This is a genomic window from Agrobacterium sp. SOY23, from assembly GCF_027212525.1.
Taxonomy (GTDB): domain Bacteria; phylum Pseudomonadota; class Alphaproteobacteria; order Rhizobiales; family Rhizobiaceae; genus Agrobacterium; species Agrobacterium tumefaciens_I.
This window is the reverse complement of sequence record NZ_JAPWDT010000005.1, coordinates 16,994-32,355: the sequence shown is the minus strand read 5'-3', so window position 1 is coordinate 32,355 and position 15,362 is coordinate 16,994. Positions and strand designations below refer to the sequence as shown.

Annotated in this window: 12 protein-coding genes; all 12 read right to left on the bottom strand. The window is 61.5% G+C overall.

The genetic code is table 11. The annotated features are described in order from the left end of the window. Positions 1-112 precede the first annotated feature (112 nt). The 12 genes from O3S81_RS15445 to O3S81_RS15390 all read right to left on the bottom strand — a co-directional run bounded on the left by O3S81_RS15445 (position 113) and on the right by O3S81_RS15390 (position 15,248). Entirely contained in the window at positions 113-2,146 is a 2,034-nt protein-coding gene (locus tag O3S81_RS15445) for a DUF4034 domain-containing protein (protein WP_269344516.1), read from the bottom strand. Between the two features lie 345 nt (positions 2,147-2,491). After that, entirely contained in the window at positions 2,492-2,929 is a 438-nt protein-coding gene (locus tag O3S81_RS15440) for an RpiB/LacA/LacB family sugar-phosphate isomerase (protein WP_269344514.1), read from the bottom strand. A gap of 64 nt (positions 2,930-2,993) precedes the next feature. Next, positions 2,994-4,016 (bottom strand): NAD(P)H-dependent glycerol-3-phosphate dehydrogenase, encoded by a 1,023-nt coding sequence (locus O3S81_RS15435; protein WP_269344512.1) that lies wholly within the window; start codon positions 4,014-4,016, stop codon positions 2,994-2,996. A 33-nt stretch (positions 4,017-4,049) separates the two neighbouring features. Further along, positions 4,050-6,098 carry a bifunctional aldolase/short-chain dehydrogenase gene (locus O3S81_RS15430; RefSeq protein WP_269344510.1) on the bottom strand — a complete coding sequence of 683 codons (2,049 nt, stop codon included), beginning with the start codon at positions 6,096-6,098 and terminating at the stop codon, positions 4,050-4,052. 72 nt (positions 6,099-6,170) lie between these two features. Further along, complete coding sequence (locus tag O3S81_RS15425) at positions 6,171-7,235, bottom strand: ABC transporter ATP-binding protein (RefSeq protein WP_269344508.1); 1,065 nt, start codon at positions 7,233-7,235, stop codon at positions 6,171-6,173. A gap of 50 nt (positions 7,236-7,285) precedes the next feature. Further along, entirely contained in the window at positions 7,286-8,011 is a 726-nt protein-coding gene (locus tag O3S81_RS15420; protein WP_269344506.1) for an SDR family oxidoreductase, read from the bottom strand. Positions 8,012-8,087: 76 nt separating this feature from the next. Further along, positions 8,088-9,584: an ABC transporter substrate-binding protein gene (locus tag O3S81_RS15415; protein ID WP_269344504.1), complete on the bottom strand. Its 1,497-nt coding sequence runs from the start codon at positions 9,582-9,584 to the stop codon at positions 8,088-8,090. 81 nt (positions 9,585-9,665) lie between these two features. Next, positions 9,666-10,541 carry a carbohydrate ABC transporter permease gene (locus tag O3S81_RS15410; RefSeq protein WP_269344502.1) on the bottom strand — a complete coding sequence of 292 codons (876 nt, stop codon included), beginning with the start codon at positions 10,539-10,541 and terminating at the stop codon, positions 9,666-9,668. A 2-nt stretch (positions 10,542-10,543) separates the two neighbouring features. After that, on the bottom strand, positions 10,544-11,431 hold the full coding sequence (locus tag O3S81_RS15405; RefSeq protein ID WP_269344501.1) for a carbohydrate ABC transporter permease: 888 nt from the start codon (positions 11,429-11,431) through the stop codon (positions 10,544-10,546). A gap of 124 nt (positions 11,432-11,555) precedes the next feature. Continuing rightward, positions 11,556-13,091 carry a glycerol-3-phosphate dehydrogenase gene (gene glpD, locus O3S81_RS15400; protein WP_269344499.1) on the bottom strand — a complete coding sequence of 512 codons (1,536 nt, stop codon included), beginning with the start codon at positions 13,089-13,091 and terminating at the stop codon, positions 11,556-11,558. Then, positions 13,088-13,900: an HAD-IIB family hydrolase gene (locus tag O3S81_RS15395; RefSeq protein ID WP_269344497.1), complete on the bottom strand. Its 813-nt coding sequence runs from the start codon at positions 13,898-13,900 to the stop codon at positions 13,088-13,090. Before O3S81_RS15395 ends, glpD begins: the two co-directional genes overlap by 4 nt. Before the next feature lie 4 nt (positions 13,901-13,904). Further along, positions 13,905-15,248: a sn-glycerol-1-phosphate dehydrogenase gene (locus tag O3S81_RS15390; protein ID WP_269344494.1), complete on the bottom strand. Its 1,344-nt coding sequence runs from the start codon at positions 15,246-15,248 to the stop codon at positions 13,905-13,907. Positions 15,249-15,362 lie beyond the last annotated feature (114 nt).

Here is a 15,362-nt window from a genome sequence, read left to right as displayed (position 1 = left end):
GGGGACAAAACCAGCAGGACGCCGGAAAACAGCAGAACGGCGTCACCGAAAGCGAGCCAGATCAAGGCTCTCCATCGACCATCATGCGGCGGCGAGTGCTTTTTCATGGCCCTTATTTCGGCGGCAAATGGTCACTGGAAAGTTTGTTGCCGAAGAAAGCGCGGATCGCCCGCCCGGCCATCTGCCAGCCACTCGAACCGTAAACCTGCGTTTCCATCCAGTCGAGCGACGAATGATCGGGGAACAGTTCCTTGTATCGATCAAACCACTGCATGGCGATAAACTCGCTCTTGGGAACACCGTCGCCGTATTTATAGGCGAGGACGACCTGCCCATAGGCTTCGCCGGCGAGATGATCGTCATCGTGGCCAACAAGGGATTTCATGTCGGCAACGGCCTGCTGCTTTTCCTCCGGCGTTCCATGCCGGCGGCTGACACTGGCTACTTTGATCGCGGATAGCTCCAGGCCGCCATGCATTGCCCCGATATAAAGATTGCGAACCTGTTCGAAGTTCTCGCGGATCGTCAGATCGGTGTTTTGAACATTTTCAAGGCGCCAGGCGTAGTTATAAAACGCAACCGGGTCCCCTTCCTCGACGGCCCGCTCAAGCCAGTAATCCGCTTGGCTCTCGTCAAGCAGATGCGGTTTGGCGTCGTCCCGCGTACCCCTGACGATATCATACATGCTGGCCGCCGCCGCATAGGCACGTCTTTCCGCAAAGGCGCGCGTGAGATAAGCGGACTCGTCCTGAAAGCCACCGTCCCATATCATCCGGCAGGCGTGCATCGGCGTGAATTCGTCCGGTTCGTAGAGCGGTGCAAGCTCAGCCGCCCGGTCGATCAACCGTGTAGCGATCTCGGGGTCCGCCCCTATGCCCCACATGCCGAACTGCCAGGCAAAAGCCGCCATGGTCAGCATCGTCGGCTCATCGAAACGGCGCACGGCAGTTTGCAGCACCCGCGCATAGGCACCTTCCACATCCTCGACATGGTGGATCAACATCAGATTGGTGAAGTCCCGGAAAGGCCCGTCCACACCGGGATATGTGCCCGGTTCCTTCAGGTAACGGACAGATTCGACATGGCGCTGATGCGCCAGTTCTGCGTCCTGCAGGGAATAATGCGTGAAATTGGCGTATTTGCCGAGAGCAATGAACCGCAGCCGGTCGGGAAGGTCTCGTGACAGCCACTGTTCGAATTTTTTCTGCCGCGCGGCAGCGCCTCGAACATCACCCGGCTCGGGATAGTCGGGAATTGTCAGCGTATCGTGAACGCCCGGCCAGCGGATAGCGTTGCGCTCCTTCTCACTCAGTTGCGCGCACAGGGGGCCGGAAGCGAATTTTTCGACCTCACCCTCCGAACCGCCCCACCGCGCGCTCAGATATTGCGCATAATCCGCCAGCACATCCGCCCAGCCGGGCTTGATCGACAGGCAATAACGCAGCCAGTAATAACCGGGATTTTGAAGATCCCCCTCCTGTACCGGCGGTGCGGAGGCGGGAAGCGTTGCGGTGGCGATGCCGGGTGGTTTCAGTCCGTGCCTTGCAAGCTGGGCGCAAGCCGCCTCGTAAGTATCCGGCTCGAACTCATCCCGCTGCATGGTGTTTCGAACCGGCCCGCCGTCAAACAGCGCATCGACGAAATCCGGCTGACCGAGATACTGGCATATCTGCATCATGATTTCGCAGGCGACCGCCGGCCTCTGCGAAAGCGTCATTGCCTTCAACAGATATTCGGCTGCGTTGATGCAGGCCATATGCGCGGCGACCCACTGATCTTCCCCCACCTGTGATGCCCAGGACGCCGTGCGGATATCGCAGGCCCGGCGGAAGTAATAATCACCGGAAACCATATGCGCATGGTAGGAGGCAGGGTGGGATCGCACCCACTCGTTCAACAGTTCAAGCCTCAGGGCCGCATCGACACCCGTATTGTCGAACAGGGCGGAGCTGGTTGCAAGAAAGGTATAGCGATCGTCCGGAACGGCGGCGACTTGCCACCATGCCTCCTCCAGTTCCGCCAAAAGACGTTCGACTTCGTCGAAACGCCGCTCAAGCATCGCCCTGCGCAGTTCCTCCTGCTGACGCAGCCGAATCCACGACGGCCCATCCAGCGACAAGGGGGGCAGGCTTTCGACAGTCGGCATGGACGATTCCTTGAAACAGTTAATGAAAGGCGATCTTCAGGTAATTCATTTCATGGCCCGGTTGTAAGGGTTTTGCAACTGCTTGAAATAACCGACAAAGTAGCGGCTCTCATCCGTAGTCGAGCCGCGATCACCGATGAGGGCACCAACGGTGCCCCTTGCCCAACCCGATGGAATACGGCTGATGTTCGAAGCCGCGATTGCCAGAACGCGCGACCATCTTTTCCTGGCCTGTTCCAATCAAGGCAAATGCTTTGATGGCTTCGCCCGCATGCTTGGGAACCTTGAACCGCAGCCAGGATGCCCGAATCGTTGATAACGATATCGATTTCCCCAAAAAACGCGTTACCGTGTCACATCCAGCCTGTTGATCGCCTGAACATTGCCTGCCGATGGGCCGTCAGGATCGAAACTTGAAGCCAGCCAGGTATCGACGATTGTCTTTGCCAGTTCGGGACCAACGACGCGCGCGCCCAGTGTGATGATCTGGGCGTCGTTCGATTTGGCGGCGCGCTCCGCCGAATAGGTATCGTGCGTGAGAGCCGCACGTATGCCTGCCACCTTGTTGGCCGAAATACAGACGCCGATTCCGGTGCCGCAAAACAGGATGGCCCGATCGTGCCTGTGCTCCAGAATATCCTGCCCGATCCTGGCTGCAAGATCAGCGTAATAACCGGATTGGCTAAGGTCGGTGACCTCGATATCCGGCCGCCCGGCCAGATGGGCGGCAATGACATCCAGCAGGGGTTTGCCGGCACTGTCGGCTCCCAGGGCAATTTTCATGGCGGTTTCCTTCCCTGTGTCTGAAGAACGAATTCGTGGCTGCGCAGCCGGCGCGGCCTGAGGCTCAGGCAAAAAGTGTGGAGAAATCGAAGTCCAGCGCGCCGCCATCGAGCACGGCGGCGATGATCGCGCAGGCGAGTGGAAAATCGGTTTTCGCCGAAGGAACAGTGCTGAGCAATTCCGCCAGCACGCGGGCCGTGTCGATACCTTCCACTGTCTCGCCCGCGAGTTCACCGGCCATCATGCCGCTCACCGTTCGGTTGCGTCCGAGACCGTGGCCAAGCCGACTGTTGCGACCACCACCAACGGTCACATGCAGATCACCGATGCCGGCAAGGTCGAAGGCGGTGTCGCCCCGTCCACCGATCCGCTCGCAGAGTATCGCCATTTCGCCGGCGGCCTGTGTGAAGGCGGCCGCCGTCGGGTTTTTGGATTGCCCGTCGGCGCGCGTGGTATCGGGATAACGGGTCTGCATGGCACTGACGCCGATGGCGAAGAAATTCTTGAGGGCGGCGCAGGCTTCGACCCCGATCACATCATCACTGACCGCAAGGCGGTAATAGGGGGTTTGCAGCAATGCAGCCGCAAAATCGGCGGTTTGTCGGTCACGGCAGGCATAGACGCTCGTCGTCGGATAGCGATTGGCCAGTTCCCGCGCAATGCAGGGTCCGCCGATGCCGATGAAGGCTGCCATATTCGCCACCTGCCCCGGCAACGTTTGCGCATAAGTGACGATGCGACCATGCTTGCGGTCGAGTCCCTTGGTTACGAAGGCGACCGGTTTCGGCGTCAAAAGGGTCTCGTTGAGCCGCTTGATTGCCCATGGAATCCCCGGACTGCTGACGCCGATGATGACTAAATCGGCGGACGCCATATGCTCGGGCGTCAATTCGTGATCGGCAAGGATCGTAACATTGTCCGGCAGCGGCCGGTCGAGCTTCGGATGCGCCTCGCCCGCCTGCATGCGGCGAACAGGTTCGCCATCGAGGGGCGTGCCCACCAGGGTGACCGTGTGGCTGTTGTCCGCCGCCGGCACGCTTAGCGCACTGCCCATCACGCCGGCGCCAAGAATGAGTATTTTTGCCATGGTCTTTTCCTTCAAACCTTTGGGAGACAGGCTTCAGCGCATCATCGCTGCGACATTGCCGCCATCGACGGTGATCACCGCTCCTGTTGAGCTGCGCGCTTTCGCAAGGTGCACGAAGGCCGCCGCCACATCCGCGCCCGTCACTTCACGGCCGACGAGATTGCCGCGCATATAGGCCTCCGGCGTCAGGCCGCGCGCTTTCGAGCGCTCCTGCACCATCGCATCCGTCATTAGGCCGGTGCGGATACGGTCGGCATTGACGGCGTTCGAGGTGATGCCGGATACGCCGTGCTCGATTGCGTATTGGCGCATCAGCGCCATCAGCGCCGCCTTGGACGTGCCGTAGGGACCGAAATCGGCGCCGGGATTGACCGCCTGTTTCGAGACGTTGAAGACAATCGCCCCGCCGGTCTTCTGCTTCTCCATAACCCGCACCACGGCGCGCGCCATATAATGATGGCCCCAGAAATTGAGGTCGAACGCCTTGCGGAAGGTCGCCTCATCGACGGAAAGCAGCTTGCCCTGGAAGGCGGCCCCGGCATTTGAGATCAGAATATCGACACCGCCGAAATGCCGCGCCACGCTTGTCACCGCCGCATCCACGGAAGCGGGGCTGGTGACGTCGCATACCACCGGAAACGCGCCGATCCGTTTGGCCTCCCGCCTCACCGCCTCGTCGGAAATATCGAACAGCGCGACTTCCGCCCCTTCCGCCTTCAGCGCTTCGGCCACGGCAAGACCGAGACCACTCGCCCCGCCGGTAACGATGGCCACCTGCCGGGTCAGCGGCTTTTCCTGAACCTTGGTCAGCTTCACCTGTTCGAGCGACCAATATTCGATGTCGAAGAGATCGGCCTCTGAAAGCGCCTCGAAGGCATCGATGCCTTCGGCATTGGTGATGACCGATACGGTGGCTTCCGCCACATCCGCACCGACGATGGCGTTCTTGCGCGCCGCCCCGGCCGCGAAGAGGCCGATGCCGGCGACGTAGAACACGCGCGGCATGGGGTCGAGCATATGTTTGATGCCACCGACGCGGGCATTGTTGCGCTCGAAATAAGCCGTGTATTCGGCCTGATAGGCGCTCACCGCCGCACGGACCGTTTCGGCCCATTGCTCCAGTTCTCCTTCCGCCGGGGCCGGCAGCGCCACGCCGAAGCGCTTGATGTGGATGATGTGTTCCGGCGTCGCATTGCCGCGCTTGACGAGGCTTTCGACATTTTCGGCATTGCAGAAGTCGAGGATCTTCTCGCCGGTGCGGTGTTCGAGCACGAAACGTTTCGGCGCGCCCTCGATGCCGGTGTCGATGGCGATTGCGCCGCGCAGGATCGGCGCGATATCGGCAGCGGTGGCGAGCCTATCGGGAATGGCGATGCTTTTGAACGGCTTCGCCCGGCCCTGCGCGATACACCGTTCGGCCCTGTCGATCTTCTCGATCATGTCCTCATAGGATTGGCGGGGGTCCTCAGACCAGGTGAAGATACCGTGTTTGAGAAGGACCATCCCGTCGCCCTTCGGGTTCGCCCGGAAGGCTGCGTCGCAGGCCTTGGCAAGGTCGAAACCCGGCATGACATAGGGCACGATGATGCTGTCGGGGAAGAGTTCGCGCACGATCTCTTCGCCATGCGGCTGGTTGGTCAGCGACACGATGGCGTTGGCGTGGGTGTGGTCGATATGTTTGAACGGCAGCAGCCCGTGCAGGATCGCCTCCACGGAAGGATTGGGAGCGGCCGGATCAAGCAACAGCCGGCGCTGCAGCATCACCATGTCGTCATCGGTCAGCGTTTCGAAACCGACCATGGCCTTCAGCGGATCGAGGCGCACAGCCGGCAGGCCCGGCGGTTCGATGGTGCCCATGTCCCAGCCGCTACCTTTGACGCACAGGACATCGACCTCGGAACCGTCCATTTCCGTGAACACCGTCTTGACCGAGGTGTTGCCGCCGCCATGCAGCACCAGCTCCGGATCGACGCCGAGAAGCCGTGTCGTATAGGTGCGGATGGCGAGGTCGCGGTTGATTCCCTTGGCGACATAGGCATCGACCACGGATTTGAACTCTGAGTCCGACCAGCGCGATTTCATTGCAAATTCCTTTCCTGCGGCCGTCTGCCCGGCCCGATAGTCGCGATATTGTGAGATTTGGCGCGCGCACCCTCAGATGCGGACCTCCGTTTCGGCATCGAAGACATGAACCTTGGCGGGCGCGATGGAAAAACGCACATCGCTGCCCTCGGCAAACCGCGCCGCCTTGTCCACCACCGCCAGGAAGCGGCCGTCCGGCCCGTCGCAGAAAAGCTGCGCATCATGGCCGAGCCGTTCGAGCAGCACGGATTTCGCGGCAAGCGGGCCTGCCTCGTCCACCACGACATCGGTGGGGCGCAGGCCGACAATGACCTTTTGCCCGGTCCTTGCCGTCGTCGTGGCTTCGAGCGGCACCCGTCCGGTCGCCGTATCGACGGCGGGTGTGCCGTTCGATGCGACGACCGTTCCGGGGAGGAAATTGATCGACGAGCTTCCGATGAAGTCGGCGACATATTTGCTGGCGGGACGGTCATAAACGTCGTCCGGCGAGCCGATCTGCTCGATCTTGCCGGCCCGCATCACGACGATCTTGTCGGCCATGGTCATGGCCTCGATCTGGTCGTGGGTGACATAAATCGTCGTGGTTTTCAGGCGGTTATGCAGCTGGCGGATTTCCGTGCGCATATGGGCGCGCAGCTTCGCGTCAAGGTTCGACAGCGGCTCGTCGAACAGGAAAACCTGCGCCTCGCGCACCATGGCGCGGCCCATGGCGACGCGCTGGCGCTGTCCGCCCGACAGTTCCTTGGGGTAACGGTCGAGATAGGCGGTGAGATTGAGCGTCGCGGCCGCCCATTCCACCCGCTTCCTGATCTCGGCCGGCGGCACCTTGGCGACCTCGAGGCTAAAGGCGATGTTGTCATAGACTTTCATGGTCGGATAAAGCGCGTAGTTCTGGAACACCATCGCAATCGAACGGTCGCGCGGGTGAACCTCATTGACGCGTCTGCCGCCGATCAGGAGATCGCCGCCGCTGACGGTTTCAAGACCCGCCGTCATCCGCAAAAGGGTCGTCTTGCCGCAGCCCGAGGGACCGAGAAGCACCACAAATTCGTGGTCCTCGATCTTGAAGGAAATGTCGCGCATGATCGTAAAGGCGCCGAACGATTTCCCGATGCCCTGATATTCCACGGTCGCCATAGGGTTCCCACTCCATTTTTATCAGCCTGCCGGACCCGCCGGCGGCACGGTCAATATTTCTGCCGGGTCGGCGTGATGACGATTTCCTGAACGATGGCCCGCTGCGGCAGCCGGTAGGCGTCGAGGATGAGACCGGCGACGACATCCGCCGAAATTCCCCCGCCAATGGCCTGCTTGTTGGCCCTGTAGCCGGCAAGCGTCGCCTCGTCCTTCACGTGATCGAGCACTTCCGTATCGATGATGCCGGGAGAAACGACGATGACGCGGACATCGTGCGGCGCCAGATATTCGCGCAGGCTCTCGGACACGGCATGCACGAAGAACTTGGTGCCGCAATAAACGGTATGGTCGGGATAGACCTTGCGGCCGGCAATCGAACTCATCATGACCAGTGTGCCGCATTTGCGCGCGATCATGCCGTTCATCACCGCATGGACGCTGTTCATCACGCCCTTGGTGTTGATGTCGATCATCTCGTCCCATTCTTCCGGCGGCTGGCGGCCGATATCGCCAAGCCTTGCGATGCCGGCATTGGCGAACATCATGTCCACCGGCCCGAACGTCGCCTCGGCCTCTTTCACCGCTTCGGCAAGCGCGGCGCGGTCGCGCACGTCGGCCTTTTTCAAGACGGCGTTCGGCAGACCGAGCGCCTCCAGCCTCTCGAGGCGCCGGGCGATCAACAGCAGCGGGTGGCCCGCTGCGGAAAAAGCGCGCGCCACGGCCTCGCCGATACCGGAACTCGCACCCGTGATCGCGATCAACGGTTTATCCGCCATGATAGTCCTCCCGTTTTCCCTTGTCTTTCCGTTTGGAAGGGCGACGGCCGCGCCGCCGCCCTTGCCACTTCTCGGATCAGCCCTTCAGCACCGCTTCAACCTGGGAGGCGATGTCGTCCATCGCCTGTTTGGACGAGCCGTAATTGCCGGCGAAATACTTGCCGAGACCGACCGGGATCGTGTCGTTGGAAAGCTGCGCCCACTCCGGCAGGTCCGGCTCCGACCCCATGTATTTGTCGATGGTCTCGCGCACGACGGGCAGGTGACGGGTCGTGCCGGCACCGACGCGGGCGTGGGCCTTGACGCGGGGATCGTTATAGACCGAGGTGCGGGTCGGCCCGGTGCCGCCGCCCAGCGTCGTGATGAGGGCCTGCGTATCGGCGCAGGTCGCCCATTGCATGAACAGCCATGCCGCGTCCGGGCTTTTCGAATATCGCGAGACGGCAAGCGAGGAGCCGCCCTGGTGGCCGACGCCGGGGATTTCGCCGTAACCGCATTCCGAAGGCTTGCGCAGCGTAATCGGCTGCGGCGGAATGACCGCTTCGCAAAGTCCGGAAACCTTGGTCTGCGTCGGATCATCGAAATAGGGGAAGAACTCGCCCCAGGAGAGCATGGAGGCTGCGACGCCCTGCGCGACCGCCTGCCCCTGCCCGTCCCATGTCCACTGATCGACGCCGGGCGGCATGACCTTGCGCAGCGCCGTATAATAATCGATCGCGGCGATGCCCCGCTCGTCATTGCCGGCAAATTTCTTGTCGGCGGTAAAGACCGAGCCGCCGTGACCCCACAGCATGGAAGTCCATTCGCATTCCAGCGCATAATGGCCCGATTTCATCTGGCCGGCATAACCGTAAACCTTCGGTCCCATTTCCTTGGTGATGGTGACGGAATTGTTGAGGAGATCCTCGAAAGTGGTCGGGGCCTTCAGGCCGAGCTTCTCGTAGATATCCTTGCGATAGATCATGATGAAGATCGGGATATCGTAGGGCACGCCCACCCAGCGATCTTCGTATTTTGCGATACCATCGACCAGCGCCGGCATGAAGTCGTCGATATTGTAGTTCGGCATGGCGAGGTCGGGCTTGGCCTGAATTTGCTCGCGCGGGTCGAAAACATCCTGGCTGAATGAGGCCGCCCAGCTCTGGTCGATGTAATAAAGGTCATAGGTACCGAGCGAGGAGGCGACGTCGAGCGTCAGTTTTTGCAGAACCTGTTCGAGCGGTAGAACCTCGATTTCGACCTTGATGCCGGTCGCTTCCTCGAAATATTTCTTGAGCTGCGAGTTGATGGCGTTGGATGGCGGCGTCGATTCCGTCGCAAGCTTCAGCGTCGTGCCGGCGAAAGGTTTGCCGACGTCCTTCAGCCACGCGAGAATGTCCGGGCTGGGGGTCAGCTGCTCCTCAGCCAGTGCTCTGTTCATGACGAATGGACGGCTGCCCATACCCATGCCGAGCGCGGCGGCTCCAAGACCAAGCTTGCCGGCCGAACTCAGGAACGAACGGCGATCCATTCCCCCGCGCACGAACCGGTCGGTGATGGATGCGAGATAAAGCTTTCTGTCTTCCTCTTTCATTTTCTCTCCTCCTCTTTTCCCTCGCCGTGTTTGACGACGGGATTCCCCTGTTGATCCGCGCACTCCTCATGCGCAGTTTTGTCACTGTTTCAGCGAACCCATGGTCAGACCGCGCACCAGATGGCGCTGGACGAGAAGGATCACGATGAAGGCCGGTACGATCGCCGCAGCGCCAAGGGCGGCCATGTTGCCCCAGGCGGTGCCGATCGACGTTACGAAGGTGGACGAGACGACGGGCACGGTCTTGATGCCGGTCTGCGTCAGCGTCAGTACGAACAGGAACTCGGTCCATGAAAAGATGAAGCAGAGGACCGCGGTGGCCGCGATGCCGCCCTTGGCCATCGGCAGAACGATGCGGCGGAAGATCGTCCAGCGCGAGGCGCCGTCGAGCAGTGCGCTTTCATCGATCTCGGCCGGAATGTCGTCGAAGAAGCTCTTCAGCAGCAGCACGGCGAGCGGCAGGTTCATCAGCCCGTGGATGAGGATGATGCCGATATAGGTATCGAGCAGGCTGAACTGCTTGAAAATGAAGAACATCGGGATCGCCACGGCGACCGGCGGCATCATGCGGGTGGACAGAACCCAGTTGACGAAATCGTGGCGGCCGCGAAAATTCATCCGTGACAGCGCATAAGAGGCAAGCGTCGCGACAACGATGGCAAGCACGGTCGAGAGCGAAGCGACCACAATCGAATCCCAGAGACGCGGTCCCATGTAGAAATTGCCGCCGCCGGGCGACACGCTGGCATCACGCGCAAAACCAAACGAGATGCCGAAGACCTGCTCGAAATTGCGCACCGTCGGCTGGAAATCGGCGATGATCGGCGGCCAGTTGAAGATGTCCTTGGCGTCCCGGAAGGCCACAGAGGTCCAGAAATAGATCGGGAAGAAGAACGCCCCGACGACCAGCCAGCCGGCAATGGTTCTGAGGGTGCGGGCAAAACGGCTCTGATGCATGATTACCACCGTATCTTTGCAACGCGGATGAACAGATTGGCGAGCACCATGACGATCACCAGACTGGTAAGGCTGAGCGTTGCGCCGTAACCCCATTTCAGGAAGGAGAAGGTCTGCTGCCAGGCATAGAGGCTGAGCGTATAGGTGGAGGTTCCGGGTCCGCCGGAGGTCATCACGAAGACGTAGTCGAAGACACGAAACAGATCGATGCCGCGCAACAGCACCGCCACCGCAATCACCCGCGACATCATCGGCAATGTCAGGCGGCGGAACATCTGGAACGACGACGCCCCGTCGATCATCGCCGCCTCATAGGGTTCGCTTGGCAGCGAGCGCAGACCCGCCATGAAAATCAGCACCATGAACGGCGTCCACTGCCAGATTTCCGCGACGAGGACCCCGGCCAGCGCCAGCGAGGATGTCGCAAGGATCGGCGTCGATTTGTCGAGCAGGCCGAGCGTATCGAGAAGATAAGGAATGATGCCGAATTGCGGGTCCTGCATCAGCAGGAACATCATGCCGGCAATGGCCGGCGGAATAACCAGCGTCATCGACAGAATGGCGCGCAGCGCCCCGAAACCCGGCAGCTCGGCATCGAGGAGTAGCGCAACCGCCATGCCGAGGACGATCTCGATGGTCAGCGCCACGACGAAATAGACGAAAGTCACGCCAAGCGCGCCCCAGAAGCGGGTGTCGTTCCAGAGCTGGATCCAGTTATCGAAGCCGACAAAAGCAAGCGTGCGCTTGCGCGGCACGAATTCATGGAAGCTCAGCCAGACATTGTAGATCAGCGGATAGATGGTGAAGACGATCAACAGCGCGATCAGCGGCAACAGCCATGGCCATGGCGAATCCGAAATCGCGATGCGTTTTACCTGTGCAACAGACATGCTGTTCCTCCTCCTCGGGCCGTCGTGGAACACGCATGGCGCGTCCCGCGTCCTCCCCTTATTTTTTGAAGTCTCACGGATATCCGTGTAACTGCGCCCACCTCTCCCAAGGGTGACGGCATTCCTATCGTGCAGCACTCACTCTTTTCGGAACCGAGCGGCGCTGGCGCATCCAGCTGTCCAGCGCCTCGATCTCCGCAACCGTCATTCGCAGGCCCGACTTCGTGCGCCGCCAGACAATATCGGCGGCGGTGCGCGCATATTCCCGCTCCATCAGGAAATTCACTTCCGCCTCCGTCAGCGAGCCGCCAAAATCACGGCCGAGGTCTTCCCTGCTCCCTGCAGTGCCGAGTATCTCCCTTGCCTCGAGACCATAATGGCGGACCAATCGGCGCGCTTCGCGAACCGACAGGAACGGGAAATCCGCACGAAGGGCGGAGATGAGATCGTCGGCCGTGCCGACGGGAAAGCCGCCACCCGGCAGGGCGCGTCTGGCGGTCCAGCCGCGATCCCTGTTCCAGTCGGGAAAGATCGCGGCAAGCCTGTCGAGCGCATCTTCCGCCAGGCAGCGAAACGTGGTGATCTTGCCGCCGAAAACCGAAAGCAGCGGCGCTTGCCTTTCCGGCCGGTCGAGCAGCAGCACATAGTCGCGCGTCGTCTCCTGCGCTTTGGCGGCGCCATTGTCATAGAGGGCGCGCACGCCGGAATAGGTCCAGACCACATCCGCCGCTGTCAGCTGCCGCTTGAAATAGGAAGACGCCGCCGCCACGAGATAGTCGATTTCCTCCGCTGACGCTTCGACCTTGTCCGGCGCACCATGGTAATCCCGGTCGGTCGTGCCGATCAGCGTGAAATCCTCCTCATAGGGAATGGCGAAGAAGATACGGCCGTCCGGATTCTGGAAGATATAGCAGCGGTCGTGATCGTAGAGCCTGCGCACGACGACATGCGAACCCTGCACGAGACGGACCTGCTCCGGCGCTCCGCTGCCCGTGATATCGCCGACAACCTTGTCCACCCATGGACCGGCGGCGTTGACGACGGCGCGGGCGCGCACGTCACTGCCAGCGCCGGTCTCGGCATCCTCAAGCCGCACGACCCAAAGCCCATTGTCGCGACGGGCGGAGACGCACCGCGTTCCAACCCGTATATCCGCGCCCAGCGACGCAGCATCGCGAACGTTGAGGACAACGAGGCGATTGTCCTGCACCCAGCAATCCGAATATTCGAAACCCACCGAGGACACGTCACGCAGCGGCGCACCGGCGGGATCGGTCTTCAGCCGAAGCGTCGCGGTGGCCGGCAAAAGCCTACGTCCACCCAGATGGTCGTAGATGAACAGGCCAAGGCGCAGCAGCCATGCCGGACGCAGCCCCTTGCGATGCGGTAATACAAACCGCAACGGCCAGATGATATGCGGCGCAATCGCCCACAGACGTTCGCGTTCCGCCAGCGCGTGGCGCACCAGCCTGAACTCGTAGTGCTCCAGATAACGCAGGCCGCCATGGATGAGCTTCGTCGAATTCGACGATGTCGCCGAACCGAGATCGGCCTGTTCGGCCAAAAGCACCTTCAACCCACGACCGGCCGCATCGCGCGCGATGCCCGCGCCATTGATGCCGCCGCCGATGATGACGAGATCGTACACGGGTTCGGTCATGCCGCGTCCCTCCCGCCGCGCGCGCCGAGAATGCGATCCGCGACCTCCACAAAACCGTGGCCACCTTCCCGGACCGTCACATAGGCCGGTTCCGCCTCGATGCGGCCACGGAACTGAAGCACGTTGGCGACCCCGCAGGCATGGGGAAAGAAGCCGAACATCGGCGCGTCGTTCGGACTGTCGCCAACGAAGACCACGCGGTCACGATCCCGCTCGATGTCGAGATCAAGGATTTCGGCGGCGAAACGGCGGGCCATTGTCAGCTTGTCGTAAGCGCCGTACCAGCCATTGACGTGGATGGACGAAATCTTCGCGACCGCGCCCTCCTCCTCGAAAATCCGTTTGATCCGGTCGATATGGGCGACCGGCAAAGGCGGCACGTCCTCGCTGAAATCGATGGCGAGATCGGCTTCGCGATAAAGCTGGTCGGCCGAGACCGCCGCCCCCGACACCTCGGCCAGCACCCGGGCGCGAACCTTTTCAAGCTTTTCCCGATCCAGCGTGCGCTGACTGTCCTCGATGGCGAAGACGCGGCGCATGCAACGGGCATTCTCATTGTACGCAAAATAGAAGGCACCGTTTTCGCCGACAACACCGGCCACAGGCCAGAGGCGGGCGATCATGTCGCACCAGCCGGCCGGCCGGCCGGTGATCGGGGCCACCGCGATGCCTGCCTGCGTCAGCCGCTCCAGCGCCGCGTAAGCGCAGGCCGGAAGCCGCCCCTCATTGGTGAGCGTATCGTCGATATCGCAAAACAGCACCGTGACGTGGCGTGCAATTTCGATGGGCATATCCGCGATCGCCTGCATCTGATCAAGCCTCCCCGGACACGAAATCGGCGAGGATGCCCTCGTCGGCGGCAATATCGAGGAAGGAATAGCGATTGCGCATTTCACGGCAATGAAGAACCGACTCGCGGTAGAACTCCACGGGCAGACCGAGATCCGCCGCCGTCATCGGCCCGCCCGCATCGCGAAGCAGCTGCTCCATTTCCGCAACCGGCAGCGCGAAAGCTTGCAATTCCTCGCGAAGGGTCGGCCACAATTCGGCGAATTTTTCGTTCATCGCGTCGGCGGCGCGCGCGTCGAACAGTTTCGGCTGGATTTCCGCAAGGCAATGCGCGGCGATATCGCCGCCCATGCGCCGCGCCATGTCGGCCGGATCGATGACGCTGGGCCGGATGACCGGCGGCGTTTCGCTGGCGAGGTAATGCGCCTGCAGCCGCGCCATGGTCAGCGTCGCAACACCGACCTGTTGCCCGTGCAGCGTGCCGCGATGGCGCTCGCCGGCAAAGCAGTCGATATAATGGGAAATCTGATGCTCGCCCATGGACCCGTGGTTCGACATGCCGGTGAAGGACACGCCGAGACCGCAAAAGGCGAGCACGCGGTGCAGATAGCCGTTGGCCGCAACATCGCCGGCGGCAAGCCCTTTCGCGCGAGCGTTCAGCTCCGCCTCGTCCTTCTCCTGAAGAATATAAGGAACGGTCGAGTAGAGGCTGCCAAGCAGGCGGTGCGACATCCACCAGTCGATCTGCGCGACGGACCGTACCAGGCAATCCGCAAAGCCGGATGCCGAAAGATAGGTGGGGGCGGCGGCCGTCACACCCAGATCGACGAAGAAACCCGCCGGCGCATGGGACGGCAGCGAGACCTTCAAGCCGTTTTCGAGCGTGATCGAGGCCGTCGTCGAGGTGTAACCGTTCATCGACGCGGCCGTCGCGAAGACGGCGTAACGCCGGTCCGTCTTGCCGGTCACGAATTTGCAGAGATCGTTGATCGTGCCGGAGCCGACGGCGATCACCGCCCCGGCATGCTTCAACTTTTCGGTGAGGTCGGCGACGGTGGCCATGTCGGCATGGGGATGATCGAGGATCACCGTTTCGACCGGGCCGAGTGCCTTGAGCGCCCCGGCCACCCGCGACCCCATGGCATCCCAGGTATCGGGATCGGCAACCACGGTAAAGCGCTCACCGAGACCGAGACCCGCGACGAGACCGGCCTCCGCGCCGTCCAGCGTGTCTTCGATGACGATCTTTTCATAGGGAACGGTGGCGCGCTTGCCGGTTTCAGGATTGGTCCAGTTGCCGGCCACCAGATCGTCGATCAGCGCCGTCCAACCACCCTGAGGCGCCTCCGTTCCCAATGCCGCCGTCATCGCTCTTTCCATCTCCCAAGCCCTCGCCTTCCATGTCTATTTTCAACAAGTGACAACATCATCTGTCATTTGTCAATACACATGACAGGAGCAGTTGACAAATGACACCCGCAT